17 protein-coding genes are annotated in these 18,249 nt (G+C 59.6%); 13 read left to right on the top strand and 4 right to left on the bottom strand.

Going from position 1 to position 18,249, the window contains the following annotated elements:
• Window position 1 precedes the first annotated feature (1 nt).
• From recR to IPH10_07155, 13 genes are all read left to right on the top strand, one after another.
• The gene (recR, locus tag IPH10_07215; GenBank protein ID MBK6910711.1) at window positions 2–607 is read left to right on the top strand and encodes a recombination protein RecR; all 606 of its coding nucleotides are present in this window, start codon (window positions 2–4) and stop codon (window positions 605–607) included.
• A gap of 3 nt (window positions 608–610) precedes the next feature.
• Window positions 611–1,198 (top strand): CDP-alcohol phosphatidyltransferase family protein, encoded by a 588-nt coding sequence (locus IPH10_07210; GenBank protein ID MBK6910710.1) that lies wholly within the window; start codon window positions 611–613, stop codon window positions 1,196–1,198.
• Window positions 1,199–1,717, top strand: coding sequence for a phosphatidylglycerophosphatase A (locus IPH10_07205; GenBank protein ID MBK6910709.1), 519 nt, complete (start codon window positions 1,199–1,201; stop codon window positions 1,715–1,717).
• Window positions 1,717–2,973: a competence/damage-inducible protein A gene (locus tag IPH10_07200; GenBank protein ID MBK6910708.1), complete on the top strand. Its 1,257-nt coding sequence runs from the start codon at window positions 1,717–1,719 to the stop codon at window positions 2,971–2,973. Before IPH10_07205 ends, IPH10_07200 begins: the two co-directional genes overlap by 1 nt.
• Before the next feature lie 3 nt (window positions 2,974–2,976).
• Complete coding sequence (gene thpR, locus IPH10_07195; protein ID MBK6910707.1) at window positions 2,977–3,546, top strand: RNA 2',3'-cyclic phosphodiesterase; 570 nt, start codon at window positions 2,977–2,979, stop codon at window positions 3,544–3,546.
• A 17-nt stretch (window positions 3,547–3,563) separates the two neighbouring features.
• Entirely contained in the window at window positions 3,564–4,034 is a 471-nt protein-coding gene (locus IPH10_07190) for an SRPBCC family protein (GenBank protein MBK6910706.1), read from the top strand.
• Between the two features lie 36 nt (window positions 4,035–4,070).
• Window positions 4,071–5,129 (top strand): recombinase RecA, encoded by a 1,059-nt coding sequence (gene recA / locus IPH10_07185; protein MBK6910705.1) that lies wholly within the window; start codon window positions 4,071–4,073, stop codon window positions 5,127–5,129.
• 19 nt (window positions 5,130–5,148) lie between these two features.
• Window positions 5,149–5,733, top strand: coding sequence for a hypothetical protein (locus tag IPH10_07180; protein ID MBK6910704.1), 585 nt, complete (start codon window positions 5,149–5,151; stop codon window positions 5,731–5,733).
• Entirely contained in the window at window positions 5,730–6,233 is a 504-nt protein-coding gene (locus tag IPH10_07175; protein ID MBK6910703.1) for a regulatory protein RecX, read from the top strand. The genes IPH10_07180 and IPH10_07175 overlap by 4 nt, the downstream gene beginning before the upstream one ends.
• A 64-nt stretch (window positions 6,234–6,297) precedes the next feature.
• Window positions 6,298–6,921 carry a hypothetical protein gene (locus IPH10_07170; GenBank protein MBK6910702.1) on the top strand — a complete coding sequence of 208 codons (624 nt, stop codon included), beginning with the start codon at window positions 6,298–6,300 and terminating at the stop codon, window positions 6,919–6,921.
• Between the two features lie 25 nt (window positions 6,922–6,946).
• Window positions 6,947–9,610, top strand: coding sequence for an alanine--tRNA ligase (gene alaS, locus IPH10_07165; protein ID MBK6910701.1), 2,664 nt, complete (start codon window positions 6,947–6,949; stop codon window positions 9,608–9,610).
• Between the two features lie 9 nt (window positions 9,611–9,619).
• Window positions 9,620–10,267 (top strand): SIS domain-containing protein, encoded by a 648-nt coding sequence (locus tag IPH10_07160; protein ID MBK6910700.1) that lies wholly within the window; start codon window positions 9,620–9,622, stop codon window positions 10,265–10,267.
• Window positions 10,264–12,354 carry a BatA domain-containing protein gene (locus IPH10_07155; protein MBK6910699.1) on the top strand — a complete coding sequence of 697 codons (2,091 nt, stop codon included), beginning with the start codon at window positions 10,264–10,266 and terminating at the stop codon, window positions 12,352–12,354. The genes IPH10_07160 and IPH10_07155 overlap by 4 nt, the downstream gene beginning before the upstream one ends.
• A gap of 66 nt (window positions 12,355–12,420) precedes the next feature.
• Here IPH10_07155 and IPH10_07150 read toward each other — a convergent pair whose 3' ends face one another.
• The 4 genes from IPH10_07150 to IPH10_07135 form a co-directional block, all read right to left on the bottom strand.
• Window positions 12,421–13,875, bottom strand: a complete 1,455-nt coding sequence (locus IPH10_07150) for an exo-alpha-sialidase (GenBank protein ID MBK6910698.1) — start codon at window positions 13,873–13,875, stop codon at window positions 12,421–12,423.
• Window positions 13,838–14,812 carry an aspartate-semialdehyde dehydrogenase gene (locus tag IPH10_07145; GenBank protein MBK6910697.1) on the bottom strand — a complete coding sequence of 325 codons (975 nt, stop codon included), beginning with the start codon at window positions 14,810–14,812 and terminating at the stop codon, window positions 13,838–13,840. The genes IPH10_07150 and IPH10_07145 overlap by 38 nt, the downstream gene beginning before the upstream one ends.
• Complete coding sequence (gene selD, locus IPH10_07140) at window positions 14,809–15,774, bottom strand: selenide, water dikinase SelD (protein ID MBK6910696.1); 966 nt, start codon at window positions 15,772–15,774, stop codon at window positions 14,809–14,811. Before selD ends, IPH10_07145 begins: the two co-directional genes overlap by 4 nt.
• Before the next feature lie 84 nt (window positions 15,775–15,858).
• Window positions 15,859–18,000, bottom strand: coding sequence for a transglycosylase SLT domain-containing protein (locus tag IPH10_07135; GenBank protein ID MBK6910695.1), 2,142 nt, complete (start codon window positions 17,998–18,000; stop codon window positions 15,859–15,861).
• Window positions 18,001–18,249 lie beyond the last annotated feature (249 nt).

Genomic DNA, 18,249 nt, shown 5'->3' with positions numbered 1-18,249 from the left:
CATGTCACAAATGTCGCCGACGCTTGAGCGGCTGATTGACCAGATTGCAAAGCTGCCGGGCCTGGGCAAGAAGTCCGCGCTGCGCATCGCATTGCACATTCTGAAGCAGTCAGAACCCGACGCCCGGGCGTTGGCCGAAGCGATCATGCAAGTCAAACTGCGGTTGCATTTGTGCCCGCGTTGCGGCAATCTGACTGAAAGCGAGTTGTGCGTCATCTGCGCGGACCCGAAGCGCGATTCGCAAATGCTCTGCATTGTGGAGTCGCCACAAGATATTTTGCGGCTGGAGAAGGCAACGGGATACCGGGGCGTCTACCACGTGTTGGGCGGCGTGCTGAGCCCGCTCGATGGCGTAGGACCGGAAGCCTTGCGCATGGCTGAACTGTGGACGCGCACGACGCACGAAACTTTTCGTGAAGTGATCCTGGCGATCAGTCCGACTGCGGACGGTGATGCGACGTCGCTCTACCTGCTGCGTGAGTTGAAAGAGAAACAGATTCCCGCCACGCGGCTGGCGCGCGGCGTCCCCATCGGTGCCGAACTCGAGCACGTGGATGAGGTGACGCTGGCGCGGGCGCTGGCTGAACGTACGCGGATGGACAATTGACCTATGATTCCCGGGTTTAATCTGGCCAATCAGCTCACGCTGTCGCGCCTGGCATTGGGACCGCTATTTCTGATAGCCTATTTGGGCGAGTTTAAGTACTCGATCGAACTGGCGCTGGGAGTTGCGGTACTGATTGAGGCGACAGACGTAGCCGACGGCATCGCGGCGCGATCGCGCAAGCAGGTCTCAGACGTGGGCAAACTGCTGGATCCGATGAGTGACACCATTGCCCGCATCTCCTATTTCATCAGTTTTCTCGTGTGGGGCTTCGCCGCCGCGTGGATGGTTGCGATTATTGTCTACCGCGACGTGGTTGTGGCCTACCTGCGCGTTTTTTCCGCGCTGACCGGCACTGCGATGGGGCGGCGCACCAGCGGCAAGTGGAAGGGAATTTTACAGGGCGCGGTGGCGCTGACTATCCTCACGCTCCATTGGGTGCATGCCCGCGTGACACCTGTCCCGTATTTTGAGAAGATTGTCTGGTGGATTCTGGCCAGTGTGACGGCCTATACAGTGTTTACCCTGATTGAGTATTTGCACGGCAACCGCGAGCTGCTACGCGAAATCCGGCATCGTGGACGGCCCATCTAAATGATCACTCGCTTCGAAGAGGCCGTCACGACCGTATTGTGGACGGGCTATTCACCGGTGGCTCCCGCGACCGTCGCCTCGGCGCTGGTAGCAGGCATCTTGTGGTTTGTACCGCGTGCGCAGTCACCATGGATGCTGATCCTGCTGGGGCTGCTGACCTTCGTCGGTGTGTGGCTGTCAAACCGTTACATCGACGGCTACGAAGTTCGTGACCCCGGGAGGTTTGCTCTGGTACGGCGGAAGAATCCAAAGAAGGAAGATCCCGATCCGGTCGTGTTTGATGAACTCGTCGGGCAGTGGATAACGCTGCTTGCCGTTCCGCATACGATCCTCGGCTTCAGCGCGGCATTTTTCGCTTTTCGAGCCTTTGATATCTTCAAGCCGCTGGGCGCCGGGCAATTGCAGAAGCTGCCGCGCGGCTGGGGCGTGATGCTCGACGATGTTTTGGCCGGGCTGTGGGCAGCGCTGTGCTTGTACGGATTGCATTACTGGCAGCCGGAACTGCTGAGCGCATTTTGATGAGCGAGCGACTGCGCAGCGAAGTGATCACGATTGGCGACGAGCTGCTGTTGGGCCGGACCATCAATAGCAATGCGGCATTCCTTGGGCAGCGTCTGGCCGAGTGCGGAGTTCCCGTACAATGGTCGTCGTGCGTGGCGGACGATGTGGCCGAGATTCAGGCGGCCATCAGTCTGGCGCTGAACCGGGCTGACGTCATTGTCCTGTCAGGCGGACTCGGTCCGACACCGGACGATCTGACACGCGACGCCATCGCCAGGTTGTTCGATTTGCCGCTTGTGGAGTCGGCGGAACAGCGGGTGCATGTCGAGGAGATATTTCGCAAGCTGGGACGCGCCATACCTACAGCCTCGTCGAATCAGGTGCTCGTGCTCGGGGGAGCGCTGCGCTTGCCGAACCCGCTGGGTACTGCGGCGGGAATATATTTGGAACGCAAGGGCAAGCACCTGTTTGCGTTGCCCGGTGTGCCGCCGGAGCTTGAACGGTTGATGGATGAACAGGTAGAGCCGATCGTGCAGCGCCAGTTTGGCGGAGCGAAATATTTCGCGCGCACGCTGCGCATGGCGGGCATTGGTGAGTCGCTGCTCATGGAGCGCTTGGGCGACCTCGATGCTTTGGCCCGGCGGGTTGAGTTGGCGTATTTGCCCCACCAAGGTCTGCTTGACCTACGGATGACTTCGCGAGCAACGGACGCGTACGAGGCGGAGGCCGATATCGCATTCGCCGAGCATTATATTCGCGAACGCGCAGGCGAACATGTTTACGCGACCGGACGGGACACGTTAGCGCAAGTCATCGGGAATGTCTTGGTCAACCGCGGCCAGTGGCTGACGGTGGCAGAGAGCTGCACGGGCGGTTTGATCAGCGCCATGTTGACCGACACGCCGGGAGCTTCGCGCTGGTTCAATCGCGGTTTCGTGACTTACGCGAATGAGGCTAAACAAGAATTGCTCGGCGTGCCCGCGGCAACGCTGGAACAGTACGGCGCCGTCTCTGAAGAGACAGTACAGGCCATGGCCGAAGGAGCGTTGCGAACGGCGCGAGCGGATTGGGCAGTGAGCGTCTCCGGGATTGCGGGTCCGGATGGCGGCACGGATGAGAAGCCGGTGGGAACGGTTTGGATCGGAATCGCCTCTGCACACACAACGGTCTCCCAAAAAATCCAGGTGGGCAGCCGGAGCCGGGAGCTGGTGCGCACACGCGCGGCCCATTTCGCGCTCTATCTGTTGTTTAAGCAACTGACCGGCAAGCGATAGCGCGTGAGACTGTTCATCGCTATAATGCTGCCGGATCAATGGCAGGTGATTCTAAGGCAGCCGCAAGAGAAGATCGGCTGGCTCGGACGCGGCGTGAAGTGGGTGGAACCCGAGAACCTGCACTTGACGCTCAAATTCCTGGGCGACACGCCCGATGACTTGCTGCCTCGCATCGAGAGCGATGTTGAGGAAGTCTGCCGCGATATCGGGCCGTTCAAGCTGGCCATTCAAGGCGTCGGTTGTTTCCCAAATAAGAGCAGACCTCGCGCCTATTGGGCTGGTCTGACGCCTTCCAAGGCGCTGAAATCGCTTCAGGGCGGCATCGCCGAGCGGATGGATGCACTGGGATTCGAACCGGAAGAAAAGGAATTCGTGCCGCACCTGACGGTCGCTCGAATCAAAGAGCCGATCGGCAAGGAGCGGATGACACAGGCATTTCTGAACTTCGCGTTGCAGAGCGATTCCTTCACCGTTACCGAAGTCAGTCTGGTGAAGAGTACGCTCCGGCAAGAAGGGCCAATCTATTCGGTCCTAAGAAATTTTCCGTTGAGCTCATTGCTCAACCCAACCTAACGAGACTGGGAAGACTCGTGCCTAAGCAAACTATAACCACTGAGATCGAAGCTCCGACGGCGCGCTTGTGGGAGCTTCTGACCGTACCCAAGGAAGTTGAAACCTGGGCGCCCAACGTGCGCGACTTGCGGATTGAACCCGTCGGCGGTTTTGGCAAGGACGCCATGCGCATCTTCACGCTCGATTTGGCAGGCAAAGACGTGACCCTCGAGACGCGGGTGACGCATTACGCGAACGGCGAGTATTATGCCGAAGAAGTTACGGGCGGCAGTGCCGGGCTGCATGAAAAGGTCGAGCACCTGAGGACCAGTTTCCGCTTCATTGAATTGGCCGAGAAGCGCTGCGCGGTGAATTTCACCATTGACTATGAAATGAAGGGCTTCATGAACAAGATGCTTGAGAAAGTGGTCATGGGCGCCTTCCTGTCGCAATATAAGTTGTGGTTCGAGCGGCTAAAGACCTACGCCGAGACGGGCCGTTCGGTATAATCCAAACCCTCGAGAGACATAGCTATGAGCAAACCACTGGATTCGGAAAAACAGAAAAATCTCGATCTGACGCTGGCACAGATTGACAAGCAGTATGGCAAGGGCTCGATCATGCGCTTGGGGGACAACGGCCAGGTGCAGCGGATTGACGTGATCTCGACCGGCGCGCTATCGCTCGATGCAGCGTTGGGAGTGGGCGGTGTGCCGCGCGGACGCGTCGTGGAAATCTATGGTCCGGAATCGTCGGGCAAGACAACGCTGGCGCTGACGATCATATCTGAAGCACAGAAAAAAGGCGGCAAGGCGGCAATTATTGACGCCGAACATGCGCTCGATTCAAACTATGCGCGCGCACTGGGTGTGGACCTGGACGATTTGCTCGTGTCGCAGCCCGATACTGGCGAGCAGGCGCTCGATATCGCCGAAATGCTGATCCGTTCCGGGGCTCTGGACGTGATTGTCATTGACTCGGTGGCGGCGCTTGTGCCGAAGGCCGAAATTGAAGGCGAAATGGGCGACTCGCTGCCCGGCCTGCAGGCCCGCCTGATGAGTCAGGCCATGCGCAAGCTGACCGCCGTGGTGGCTCGTTCACGAACATGCTTGATTTTCATCAATCAGCTCCGCATGAAGATCGGCGTCATGTTTGGAAACCCGGAAACGACGACCGGCGGCAATGCCCTGAAGTTCTACAGCTCGGTGCGTATGGAGATTCGCCGCATGGCTTCAATCAAAGACGGCGAGACCATGATCGGGAACCGGACGAAGGTCAAGATTGTAAAAAACAAGATTGCTCCACCCTTCCGTGAGGCCGAGTTCGATATCATCTACGGACAGGGTATCGAAAAGGTCGGCGACCTGCTTGATTTGGCGGCCACCCTGGAAATTGTCAACAAATCGGGCACATGGTATTCTTTCAAAGACGAACGATTGGGCCAAGGCCGCGAGCGCGTGATTTCCACGCTCAAGGAGCAGCCGGAGATGCTCAAGACTATTAATACCGAGGTTCGCCGTGAACTGGGTTTCGTGGCCCCGGAGACTGGACCTGCCGTTGAAGCAGAAGCCGAACCGACCAAATCGCGCAGCAAGAAGTCGTAGCCTTTCAGCAATCGGCTTCGTGCTTGTGCTGCTCGGCAGCGCGCTGCCGGGTCATGCCTACCACTTGGTGTTTGCCACGGGCTATGCCAACTCGGGAACGCCTGACACTGGCGCCGGTGTGGAACGCAGCAGCCTGTTTCAAGCCGGAGGCGGCTATACGGCGCATGCCCGCTTCGAGACCGATCGTGAGCATGTGTTCTGGGGTCCTTCGTTCCTCTTCTGGAACAACCTCACGGGGGGGCCGACGCGCGGATCGCGGGTGAACTACTTCCAGATTGAACTGGGTGGACGGGTGTCGTATCGCACGGCATCCGTTCCCGATTTCTATGCCGGCGGCGGCGTGGGCTACAGCTTCTCGCAAGGCACGTACCGCGAAGACTACTTCGAGGCGATAGAATACACGTTTGACGGAGATTTCCCGACTGCGAGTATTCATGCCGGAGTTAAGACCGACGGCAGTCAGAATGGCGTCGGCGTCGTCGGCGAGCTAAGCTACCACTGGGGCCTCGATCAACCGGCTAATCCGCAGTCCATTGGTCCTGCCAATGCCTATCTCGTGCAGATCGGCGTGTTTTTCGACTCGCAGGCGATGATGCAGCGATGAAAACGGCTACGAAAAGGCCGCCGCTCGAACCGGCCCTGCCGTACGCGGTCAAACTCCTGGCAACGCGCTCTTATACGGTCCGCAAGCTGAAGGACAAGCTCAAGATACGTGGCTATCTGCCGGACGAGATTGAGCAGGCCATCGTCAAGTTGCAGGAGAAGAACCTGCTCAACGACGAACGCTTCGCCGAGGGCTTTGTACGCACGAGGCTTGAATCGCATCCGCGTGGGCGGATGGCCTTGGCGCGCGATCTGCAAGCGCGCGGTGTCGCGGGCAGTTTGGCCCGATCCGTTGCTAATGCGGCAGTGGATAACGATCAAGAGTTCGAGCTGGCCCGCGAGCTGGTTGAGCGCAAATCCGGACAATATGCCGGACTCGACAAACTCACCTGCCGCCGCAGGCTGACCGCCTTGCTCGCGCGTCGCGGCTTCCGGCCCGATGTCATTTCTAAAATTCTGGCGCTGCCGCCGGATGAACCCCCGTTAGAGGAGAACGCCTGAGCCCTTGCAAGCAGTTTATTCCCGTTCGTGACTTACTGACCGGCACACCATGAGGAATCGCTGCATGCGCGCTGCGCTTTTTGCCCTGCTAATCGTCGGCACATCGGTGCTGGCGAAGGAACGCTTCTCTTACGCCGAACTTCAGGTCGGACTGGCTACTTCCACCGGATTTTCCACTTTTGAAGATGCTGAGGGCGAACGCGTCGCGCCTGGATCGCTCGGCACGACGTTGATGTTCAGCGGCTACTTCCCCGCGCTTGGGGCTGTCGTTCTTAGTCCGTCCTTCTCGCTGCTGACCACCGACGGTCGGGTCAACGATGACCCCTCGCCCCCGCCCGCATTCGATATTCGATTTCATCAGCGCGAAATCGGCATGGACGTCCTCACATCGCCCGGCGATTTACACAAACTACAGATCGGCATCGGATCGTCGCTGGCGTGGTGGACGGCCGCTGAAGACAATGCACGGCCTCCGATTGACGGTGTTTACGTAGCCGGACGTTCCATTGAGGGCAAGTCCGTCATGGCGCGCGGCGTCGTGCATCTGGCACTGCGCAATCCGGAAGTCTCCGGCGCCGCGCTAAAACTTGTCGCAGCCTGGCCGCTTACCGAGCTACTCCGTGTTGACAATACGGCCGCAACAGGCTATATCGGCCTGCATTGCGGCTTCTCCATGATTTTGAATTAGTCTCACAGCACATACACAGCAACTCATGACCGCAGCCGAAATCCGCCAACAATTTCTCGATTTTTTCCGCGAACGTGAACATCTGATCGTGCCGTCCGCACCGGTCGTGCCGCAGGACGACCCCACGTTGTTGTTCACGAACGCCGGTATGAACCAGTTCAAGCCGTCGTTTCTTGGGATCGCCAAACCCGCGGCTCCGCGGATTGCCGATACGCAGAAATGTATCCGCGTGTCGGGTAAGCACAACGACCTTGAAGAGGTCGGCGTGTCGCCGTACCACCATACATTCTTCGAGATGCTCGGCAATTGGAGCTTCGGCGACTACTTCAAACGAGAGTCTATTCGCTGGGGCTGGGAGCTGATGACGGACGTCTTCAAGCTGCCGAAGGACAAAATGTACGCCACGGTCTACGAGACCGATGACGAGGCGGAATCGCTGTGGCGCAGCGAGACCGATATTCTACCGTCGCACGTCCTGCGGTTCGGCAAAAAAGACAATTGGTGGTCTATGGGGGATACGGGACCGTGCGGCCCCTGCACTGAAATGCACATTGATCGCGGACCGGAGTATGACAGCGACCCGGCTGCGTTCGTGAATTCAGGTTCACGCCGCTACATCGAGCTGTGGAACCACGTGTTCATTCAATACGATGCACGGCCCGATGGATCGCTCGTGCAATTGCCTGCCAAGCACGTGGACACGGGCGCCGGACTCGAGAGATTGGCGACCGTTCTGGGCGGGCATCGCTCGAACTACGATACCGACCTGTTTCAACCCATCATTCAGGCAATCGTCGAGCGCTCCCGCAAGGCGTACTCGCAAGGAGATGACGGCATTCCGCACCGCGTGATCGCCGATCACTTGCGCTGCCTGACCTTTGCGATCGGTGATGGCGCCATGCCGGGCAACGAGGGGCGCGGCTATGTGCTGCGCCGCATTTTGCGCCGGGCCGCGCGGTTTGGCCGCAAGCTCGAATTGCACGAGCCGTTCATTCACACGCTGGTGCCAGTGCTTGTGGATACGATGGGACAGATTTTCCCCGAGATCAAGGATCGTCACGCGCATATTGCGCGGGTGATTGAGGCCGAAGAATCGCATTTCGGAAAGACGCTGGATCGCGGCCTCGAGCAATTTGAAACGGTGGTCTCGGAATTGCGCAAGACGCAATCGGCCGTGATTCCCGGTGATGAGGCCTTCAAACTCTACGACACATTCGGCTTCCCGATCGACTTGACACAGTTGATGGCACGCGAAAATGGTTTCGACGTGGATGAATCGGGCTTCGCCGGTGCCATGGATGCGCAACGAGCCCGGGCCCGGGCCGCCGGAGCCTTTAAAGCCGGACGTGAGGAATTTACCTACGATGGGGAGTTGCCGGCAACGGAGTTTGCGGGATATGAGTCGTTGGCCGTTTCGACCGAGATACTGCCTTTGCATTTTGACGCCGAGAGCGGACGCCTGTTGTTCACAGCGAAATTAACGCCGTTCTACGTAGAGTCGGGCGGCCAGGTCGCGGATGACGGCAGCGCCGAGCTTGAACTGGGCGACCACTTTGTGCATGCCGCCGTACTGGGAGTGCTGCGCCGTGACAAGTCCGTTCTGCATACGGCCCAGGTCGAGGGCATTCATCCAGAACTGCAGCAGGCTGTGATCGGTAAGTTGTGGATTCCAGTGATTCTGCGGGTGACGCGCGAGCACCGTATCCCAACCGAATACAACCACACGTCCACGCACCTCCTGCATGCGGCTCTGCGGGCCGCCTTCGGCGATCACGTGCACCAGGCGGGATCCTATGTTGGTCCCGATTACCTGCGCTTCGACTACACGCATTTCGAGAAGCCAACGACAGATGAACTGCACCGCATTGAGGCGCAGGTCAACGAGTGGATTCGCGGCAATTACGGCGTTGCACCGCGGACGCTCCCGCTCAAACAGGCGCAGGCGCTCGGTGCAATGGCGCTATTTGGCGAGAAGTACGGCGACGAAGTGCGCATGGTCGAAATCTCCGACGAAGAGCGCATCGTCTCGCGGGAACTGTGCGGCGGCTGTCATGTCAAACGCACCGGCGACATCGGCGTGTTTGTCATCAAGGCCGAGACGTCAGCGGCGGCCGGCGTGCGCCGCATTGAAGCCCTGACCGGCGACAGCGCGTGGCGTTTTCTGGCGTCGCAGCGTGCGAAGGTGGATGAGTTTGTGGATCTGTTGGGCAGCGCGGGAAGTGATCCTGCCGAGAAGCTCAAGCTGACGCTCGACGAGAAGAAGAAACTCGAAAAAGAGATTGAGCAGTTGCGCGCGATTGCCGCGAGGAGTGAAATGCAGGCGCTGGTGGCTCAGGCGGTGACCGTCCATGGCTTCAGACTCGTGGCACAGCAGGTGAGCGCACAGAATCTCGATCAACTCAAAGATATGGGCGACGCATTGCGCGACGCACTGGGCAGCGGAATCGGCGTGCTGGCGATGGTCGCCGATGACAAGCCGGGACTGGCAGTCGTGATTACGCAGGACCTCGTTAAGGCGGGATGGGATGCCGTGCCGATTGTCAAGGAGCTGGCCAAACCTCTGAAAGGCGGCGGCGGCGGCAAGTCCCACATGGCTACAGCAGGCGGTAAGGATGCTGCGGCGATTGGCGAGGTACTTGGCCAGGCCGCGCAAACGGTTGGGCGCTTCGCACCGGGAAGCGGAAAGTGACGTTCCACTATGCATGACTCTTCAGATAAGCCGGATGATCCGTTGATCTCCAGTATCGAGAAGTTCGATCACGCGATGCAAGAAGCCACGGCGATGTACAGCCAACTGGCCAAGCACTGCTTCACAGATCTTACCGCGATTGCCGAGCAGGCGGCTCATGCATTGCGGAACGGCAAGCGGCTGTTCTTCTGCGGAAACGGCGGCTCGGCAGCGGAGTGTCAGCACTTGGCCACGGAGTTTGTCGTCCGGCTGTCCGCGCAGCGCGAGCGCGCTGCTCTGTCGGCCATCGCTTTGACGACGGATACCTCCCTGTTGACAGCCTGCTCGAACGATTACGGATTCGATCGCGTCTTTTCCCGTCAGTTGGAAGCCCACATGCACGTGGGCGACCTGGTGTTCTTCTTGACCACATCAGGACGGTCCGCGAACCTGTTGGTCGCGGCACAGACGGCCGGAGTACTCGGGGGAATTAGGATCGGATTTCTGGGCATAGACCCGACGCCGCTGGATCACTACCTTGATTTCGCCCTGCGCATTCCGTCGCACTCCGGACAGCGCGTGCAGGAAGCGCATCTATTGTGCGGGCACATGCTGGTTGAACTTATTGAAGACATGTTGATGGCGCATCCCGCGGAAACCGCACGAGTGACTCGATGACATTTTTGAATTCCGCTTTGCTGGCGGCGCTCTCGCTTGGTCTGATTCCTATCCTCATCCACCTGTTGAATCGGCAACGGTTCAAACAGGTGGATTTTCCGACTTTGCGCTTTTTGCAGGAGATGCAGCGACAGAAGATGCGCCGGGTGCGGGTGCGGCAGTGGATTCTGCTGGCCCTGCGTACGCTGGCTATTTTAGCGCTGGTCTTTGCGATGGCGCGGCCCGTTCTGCGCTCGGAGGCCGGCCTGCTCGGCGGCGGCGAAGCGCGGGCGTCCGTGGCGCTCGTCCTGGATAGAACGCTCTCAATGAGCACCGAAGCGCCGAGCGGCACACGGTATCATGAATTGCAATCGCGCGCGCAGGAGATTCTGCAATCGCTCGGCGCGAATGACGAAATTCAAATAGTGTGGGCCGACGCAACACCGCAGCTCTACCCTGAGACTCCGACGCAACATCGTACGCTGCTGAGGGAAGCGATTGAGACTTCCACCGTCACTGAAGGCGGCGGCGATCTGATTGCCGCAATGGGTGCGGCGCGCGCCCTGCTGGGCCAATCGCAGAACCTGCTCAAAGAAGTCTACGTGCTCTCGGATTTCAGCGGCAGTGCTTGGCCCGCCGAGCTGCCGCAGTCGCCGATTATCCCTGACGACGTAAGGCTGTTCGTCGTGGACGTCGGCTCGGAGCATGCAGTGAATGTTGGTGTCGCGGATGCACGGATTACGTCACGATTGATCACACCGGGACGGCCCGTGGAACTCAGTTACACCGCGCGAAATAGCGGAGACGGCGAGGTAGCTGATCGCATCGTGGGCGTCTACGTGGATGGAAAGCGCGTGGCGCAAACGCGCGTTTCTTTGCGCGCCGGCGAGAGCCGGACGGAGCAGATTCGCTTCGTGCCGGATGGAGTTGGTGAGCTGGCGGGCTATGTACGGCTCGAAGATACCGACGCCTTTAGCGGTGACGACGTGCGGCGATTCGTGCTGCGCGTCCCGGCGCGGCTAAACGTTGCCGTGGTCGGCGCGGATGGTCCGGCGCGGCGCTTGACCGCTCTGGCGCTCGATCCCAGCGGCCGCGGCGAATCGTTTGTGCACGTGCTTGAGTTGATTCCGCCGCAACTCGAGGCCGAAGACTGGGCCGCTCTGGACGCAATCTTTTTGGTAGACGCACCCGCTGTCAGCGGCGCATTCGGCGAGCGTATCACTGCTTATCTGCAATCCGGGCGCGGCGTTTTCATCGCGGGCGGACCCAATTTTGACACGCGGGCGCATGCAGCGTGGATGCAGAGCCTTGGCCTTCCTGCGCCGCTGGAGGCAAAGGCCCTGGGCGAGGCCGAGGCGCACTGGGCGCGTGTTGACTTAGATCACCCCCTGTTCGAGGGAATCTTCCAAGAGAAACCCGCGGATATCTCGCCCGAATTCACGCGCATGCTGACGACGACACGAGGGGCGTCGTCATCCGCGATTATCGAGGGCGCCGGCGGTTCAGCATTCCTGATCGAAGCCGCGCAGGGCCGGGGCCGCGCTCTATTCTTGACGTCGTCGCCCGACCCGGAATGGTCATCGCTGTTTCGCGCTGGTGTCTTTTCTCCGCTGCTGACGGCCAGTGCCGCCTACTTAGCGGGCGGTGGCGCCGTAGGCTCACAGTTTGAGCTAACCATCGGCGAAGGCGCTGAAGTGTTACTGCGCAGCGCGGAAGGCGTGCAATATGAGCTCACGCAGGATGCGTCGAGCGTGCGTCTTACTGCGGTTCCCGTCACAGGCGGACAGTTGCTCAAGATTCCGCCGCTGTCAGTCAGCGGCGTCTATTCGCTGAAACAAGACACACGGACGCTGCGTCCCATTGTGGCCAACGTACCGTCCGCCGAGAGCGATATCGCGGTGGTGCAGTCCAATGAAACGCTTGCATTGCTTGGCGGAAACCAGAGTACTTTGAAGGCGGGTCAAAACGTCGAGACGGCCATTCGCGAAGGCCGATACGGCCGTGAATTGTGGAAGCTCTTCCTGTACCTGGCGCTCGCGCTGTTGATTGCCGAGATGTTCATCGCGCGCACGCCGAAGCGTGAGGTGCTGGCGCCCGAACCGGCATAGTGATTGAAGGTACGAGATACAAGAGGCTCCCGATTGGGAGCCTCTTGCATTTGAATAACACTACTTCTAACGTACAACCGTGAAACGCAGCGGCGGCGATTGCGCGACGGTAAGCCAATAGCTGCCCGTGGGCAGCCCATGCGGAACTTGCCAAACCGATTGACCCGGTCCGATGTCGCCTGTCAGTACTTGGCGACCCAAAAGGTCAAAGACTCTTAGCGCCTGCGGTCGTCCCGACGGCAATTCGAATTCAAATGTCCCCGCGCTCGTTTCGCGCATGGAAGCGCTTGACCGTGGCTCGCCATGTGGCTGCGTAGCCAGTCCGCGCCACTGGCTGTCGAAAAATATGTCGCCATCCGTGCCGCCGATTAGACCGGTCCAAACCGCGGCGCAAAAGTTACGATCAGGGCAGACGGACACTCGGTCGCTTAGTCGCACACCACTTTGCGGTGAGACCGCGAACTCTGCCTCCGACCAATTCCACGGCTCGTGTAACTCGGCCCAGCGATGGTAAAGCGTGCCATACGACTGATCCACTTGCGCGCGTGTGTATGTCAATCCAATCGTAAACCCGGTAACGACGACGCGCGGATACATGTCGTCAAACACATGATCCGTCAGTGGCAGCGGTTCCGGCCACGAAAGCCCGTTATCGGGCGAATAGGTCAAGAAGACATCACGCGCCAGCGATGCGCTAGTGCGCCGGGCATAAGCAAGTACAATTGTGGTATCCCGGGCGCCGAGCGTAGGCGAAAACTGCGCGTAGCTGCTCGAATCCGGCGTCAACGGCAGGCTCCATGTTTCTCCCAGGTCATCGGACGAATAGAGTTGTATCTGTTCGCCAGTCGTGCCCGGACGATCAACGTTGACGGCAACCCAAAGCCGTTCGGCGTCACCATGCCACGTTACGGTTGACGAAATCGCCGCGCTGGAATCTTCAATGCTCAGCAAACTATCCACAGTCTGCCAGGCGCCGAATGAAATCCCGGAGTCCTCGGAACGCGCATAGCGGAGCGCAACGCCGCCGTCGTTTGCGCGCAGTAATGCAAACAGGTGCAGATAGGCGTCGTCCGGGGCGAAGTCGGCATCCGTGACCATGTGCGCCGTCACGAGAGTGGACGCACCAATGTCAAGTGTGATCGGCTGCTCATCGGGCCAACTCTCGGACTCGTGTGAAATGCGGGAGATTTGTACCGGTGCTGCCGTCAGTGCATAGGAGTAGTTATTATCCGCCACCACTGCGAGCAGTTGCAACGCTGCCTGATACGAGCGATCCGAGAAGGCCGCCCAACCGTCACCGAAATTTAATGATCGGCGTGTGCTGAGAGCGGCGTCGTCACGGACGCAAAATGCCCGAAACAGCGTCGGGCTAATGGTGACGATCTGCGGTTGCCGCTCCTCTTGTTCCGTGCCAAACACCACGACGTCAGAGTTCCACGTCAACTGCGCAGATGCCAGCAACGGAATCAGCAGACTGACCAGGCTACAGAGCCGCCCAGTGCAGCAAAATCTGAACGGCATTGGACGCCGCTCCTTTGCGAGTATTATCGCCCACAATCCAAAAATGTAGCCAGTTGGGGTCCTGCGGATCAAGCCGCACCCGGCCCACGCGGACGTCCTGCTTGCCGGCAATTTCGAGTGGCGTGGCATAGGACGGGCCGTCATTGATCAAGCCGGGGAAGTCGCACAGCGCCGCGGTGACTTCGGCAATCTCCACCTGCCGCGCAAGTTCGACGCTTACCGCAACGGCATGGCCAACTTCGACCGGCACCCGCACGGCGGTCGCGCTGGCATGCAAATCGGGCCGTTCGAGAATCTTACGAATTTCCTGAGCGATTTTGGTCTCTTCGCCGGTATAAGCCGTCGCGTCGAGACTGCCAATTTCGGGAAACACATTGCCGCAGATTCGCCGTGGTAGAGCGGACACGGTGCCTGAATCGCCGGTATTCTGGTTGCGCAGCTCTTCGACAGCGGCGATACCCGCTCCGCTGACGCTCTGGTATGTTGCCGCAATGACGCGGCGCAGGCCAATCGCGCGCTCCAGCGGTGCAAGTCCCATCAATGCGACGGATGCAGAACAATTCGGATTTGCGACAATGCGCCCGGCGCGCACCAGGGTGTGCGCATTGATCTCCGGAATCACCAACGGCACCGCCGGATCCATGCGCCACGCGCTTGAATGATCTATGATGCGCAGACCGCGTTCGGCAAGCCGCGGCGCCCATTCGCGAGCCAGATCCGCCGATAGAGCAAGAATGACAAAATCTGCGGGAATGTCATCTGTCAGAGCTTCAACGACCAGATCACGTCCGCCATACTGCAGCCGTTTGCCCGCCGATTCAGACGACGCATAAAGCCGCAAATCCGCGAGCGGAATGTTCCACTCCTGCAATACGGCCAGCGTCGTTTGACCGACCATGCCAGTCGCGCCGACGATCGCCAGACGAATCGGTGTCATGCGCCAAGCACCTCGATTCCGGATCCACTAACGACTTCGCCGATTTCACGATAGAAAATCTGCGCCTGATCGAGAGCGCCACAGGCGCCCGCGTACAGGTCACGGGGAATAGCAGCGAGCAAACCTCCCGAAGTCTGGGCGTCGTAACAGATCCACTGCAAAGCGGTGCTGACATCCTGCATTGAAACGAAGTCGCCCAAATAGAGTTTGTTGGACCGCGTGCCACCGGGCACTTTGCCTTCAGCGGCGAGTGCAAGAGCCGTGTCCAAGACCGGGAGTTTCGCCGAGTGCAGAATTATCTTTACCTGCGAGGCGCGCGCCACTTCCGCCGCATGACCGAGCAAACCGTTGCCGGTGATGTCCGTCACGGCTTTGATGTTGAAGTGGCCGAGCACGCCGGCGGCATCGCGATTCAGCAGTTTCATCCAGCGGATTGCGGGCTGCGCGTCGGCTTCGCTAACAACGCCGTTCTTGAGACCCGTCGTGACAATCCCGGTGCCAAGCGGCTTGGTCAATATCAGCACGTCGCCCGGGCGAGCACCGTCGTTACTCCAAATGCGTTCGGGATTGACAATCCCTGTCACGACGAGACCATACTTGGGCTCGGCGTCGTCCACCGTATGTCCGCCAGCAATCACGATCCCGGCTTCCAGCGCTTTCTCAGCTCCGCCGCGCAGCACCTCACGCCACAACTCGACGGGAAGGCTCTTGGGAAAGGCAGCGATATTGAGAGCAAACAGCGGACGGCCGTTCATCGCGTAGATGTCGGAAAGGGCGTTGGCTGCGGCAATGGCGCCATATTCGTACGGATCGTCAACCACGGGAGTGAAGAAATCGAGCGTCTGCACGATCACTTCGCCCGAAGGCAAACGATACGCTGTGGCATCATCGCGATAGTCGAAACCGACGAGCACGTTCTCATCACGGCGCGTCGGCAGACCATCCAATAGGAGATCCAGCACCGCTGGATCCATCTTGGAGGCTCAGCCGGCGCAGCGCACGAGGTGCGTTAGCTTGGTCAGCTCGTCTTTGGTGTAGGACATGAATTAGGGTTCCATCACGGGAAGTACTGGGGCAAGATGTGGATAGAGACGGCGATAGGCCGCCATGTGCTGCAAGATATACTTCACGTACAAGCGAGTCTCCTTGTATGGAATGCGCTCGACGAACATGTCGCGAGGCAATTGCCCGAACTCGCGCTGCCAGCGCTGCGCAGCGTTGATCCCGGCGTTGTATGCACATAGTGTCAAGACCGTGTCACCGTCAAGATCGCGCATGAGGTCGGCCAAATGGGCCACGCCGATTTCAAGATTGCGCGGACCATGGTATAGGTCCTCGTCGCGTACCGTCTGGCCGATGCGCTTCGCCTGCTCGCGCGCAGTTGCCGGCATGAGCTGCATTAGGCCAATCGCGCCGGCCGGACTGACGATATCCTCGTCGAAGTGACTCTCCTGACAGATCACGCCCAACGCCAGATAGGGGTCTACGCGGTATTGCGCGCACAAGTCCAGCAGGAGCGGTTCATAGTCGAGAGGATACCAGAGTCGAAAGAAATCGGCCGGGCGCGAACCTGCTGATGAGGCCTCTTCGCGCAATTCCCGCACGATCCACCGCCAAGCCTCGAAGCGTTGTCCCGCGAACCAATAGAGCAGCGGCCGCCACCACGCGACGTCGGCGCGCTGCCCGCATTCAGCCTCGACTTGCGGCCATTCGCGCAAGGCCAATTCCCATAAGCCCAATGCGGTTAGCTCGGTGAAAGCGCGAGTGTGTGTACTGCCGACCGCTGCGAGTTGGTCAAGACTCAACGGTACAAAGTTGTTGGGAACCGGCGCTGGTGCTGGTAGATCGGCACAGTCCAACTGAGCGTAGTACGAATAGGGCAGCCGCTGCCGCAACGCCGTACAAAGGCTGTCGGCAAGTTCGGGCTGGCCATTTTGACGAAAAGCCTGCGCGCTCCAATATAAACCGATCGGAACGTAGCCGCCCTTGGGATACGTTTCGACGAGCCGCACAAAGTCTCGGGCCGCAGCGCCAAACTGGTTGGCTTGATAGCGGGCCCAACCGCGATTCCACAACGCATCATCGGCACCGTCGCCGCCATCGGCAGCCTCGACCCATTTGTCGAAGGCGTCGGCGGCCTCGGCTGGGCGGCCGCGATCAATATGCAGCAGACCAATCAGTCGCCATGCGTCAGCAACATACTTGTTGTCCGTCCCGCTCCGGGCCAACCGATCGGCCGTGTTGAGTGCCAGTGTATCTTGATCCGTCAGATACGCCGCGCGCACCAGCGAGAACCACATTTCGTCGCGATAGGAAGAATTTGGGAATTGCTTGAGATGCTGCTGCGCCAGCCGTTGTGCATCATTATGTCGGCGCAGCGCAATGGCCAGGCGGACCTGTCGCGCGAGCAGAAGCTCGTCGTGCGCCGCGTAGCGTCCGCGTTGCCGCAAGGCCTCAACCTTGTCTATGGCCTGCGACCGTTGACCGCTTTGCTCGAGCCGCTGCACCTCTTCCCACTCGTCGTCCCACGTCAGCGCTGGAGCAGCGTAGCCGTGGCGCACCGCATAATCATCGAGCTGTGCTTGCGCCTGTTTGCCGAACTTCGTCCCAGGGGAGAGCAGATAGACACGGCGCAACCGCGGCACAGCCTCGGCGTGGCGGCCCGAGCGTGTCAAGAGATCCGCCGCCGCCAAGTCAATCTCCTGGCGCAAACTGCGATCCACGTCATACTGCTTCGCCGCGCGCGACAGGGATTCGAGCGTATCGAGTTTGCCGAGCCCTAATGCATCCACGAAAAGCTCGCGCACGCCGGTGTCGCGGTAGTCGGGCAACGGCGATGTCAGCAATTCGCGCCAGTAGATCGCCGCCAAATGCGGCTGTCCAAGGGACCGCAGAGCGCTGGCCCGCAGCCACGCGGCGTGCGGTGCCAGTTCGGGCGGCACGCCCAAATCCAAAAGTGTGGGAACTACGGCAAAATCGGAGTCGGCAAATGCGATATAGGCTGTCAGAAAATTGGCCCGATCATCCCATTGCGTTGAGGCCGGCGATTCGGTATCATCCAGCGCTGCGCGAGCGGCAACGGTATCGCCGGACTCCCAGTACGACCAGAAGCGCGCCGCCCGAGCCGAGTCCAACGCCAGATCACCGGCCCATGCGGTGCACGCACGGGCGAGGCAGACGATCAGCACAAAAACAACTCGGCGGCACGAAAGGGTCATGCTCGAAAATAAGCAAAAACGGCCCCAAATACAATGCTCTAACCTTGCTTTTGGAGTTGTCCATATAGCGAAATTTCATAACATTGCGTAAAGCGCCCGCCTTGAATTTCGAGCAGATTTTGCGTATTTTGCGACTTCAATTCTGATTCCCCGCCTTTCCTTCCATCTTCCCCCAGCGGTTGTCTATGCACTTGCCCGCAGTCGTCGGACTAAGTATTT

The organism is bacterium (genome assembly GCA_016702305.1).
In the GTDB taxonomy this organism is placed as follows: Bacteria; Electryoneota; RPQS01; order RPQS01; family RPQS01; genus JABWCQ01.
Note: the sequence above shows the minus strand (reverse complement) of the source record. Positions and strands in the feature narration are given on the sequence as shown.

What these genes read in the sequence shown, in the direction of transcription:
- recR (MBK6910711.1), top strand. Translation starts at nt 2, where the DNA reads ATGTCACAAATGTCGCCGACGCTTGAGCGGCTGATTGACCAGATTGCA.
- IPH10_07210 (MBK6910710.1), top strand. Translation starts at nt 611, where the DNA reads ATGATTCCCGGGTTTAATCTGGCCAATCAGCTCACGCTGTCGCGCCTG.
- IPH10_07205 (MBK6910709.1), top strand. Translation starts at nt 1,199, where the DNA reads ATGATCACTCGCTTCGAAGAGGCCGTCACGACCGTATTGTGGACGGGC.
- IPH10_07200 (MBK6910708.1), top strand. Translation starts at nt 1,717, where the DNA reads ATGAGCGAGCGACTGCGCAGCGAAGTGATCACGATTGGCGACGAGCTG.
- IPH10_07175 (MBK6910703.1), top strand. Translation starts at nt 5,730, where the DNA reads ATGAAAACGGCTACGAAAAGGCCGCCGCTCGAACCGGCCCTGCCGTAC.
- IPH10_07170 (MBK6910702.1), top strand. Translation starts at nt 6,298, where the DNA reads ATGCGCGCTGCGCTTTTTGCCCTGCTAATCGTCGGCACATCGGTGCTG.
- alaS (MBK6910701.1), top strand. Translation starts at nt 6,947, where the DNA reads ATGACCGCAGCCGAAATCCGCCAACAATTTCTCGATTTTTTCCGCGAA.
- IPH10_07160 (MBK6910700.1), top strand. Translation starts at nt 9,620, where the DNA reads ATGCATGACTCTTCAGATAAGCCGGATGATCCGTTGATCTCCAGTATC.
- IPH10_07155 (MBK6910699.1), top strand. Translation starts at nt 10,264, where the DNA reads ATGACATTTTTGAATTCCGCTTTGCTGGCGGCGCTCTCGCTTGGTCTG.
- IPH10_07150 (MBK6910698.1), bottom strand. Translation starts at nt 13,875, where the DNA reads ATGCCGTTCAGATTTTGCTGCACTGGGCGGCTCTGTAGCCTGGTCAGT.
- IPH10_07145 (MBK6910697.1), bottom strand. Translation starts at nt 14,812, where the DNA reads ATGACACCGATTCGTCTGGCGATCGTCGGCGCGACTGGCATGGTCGGT.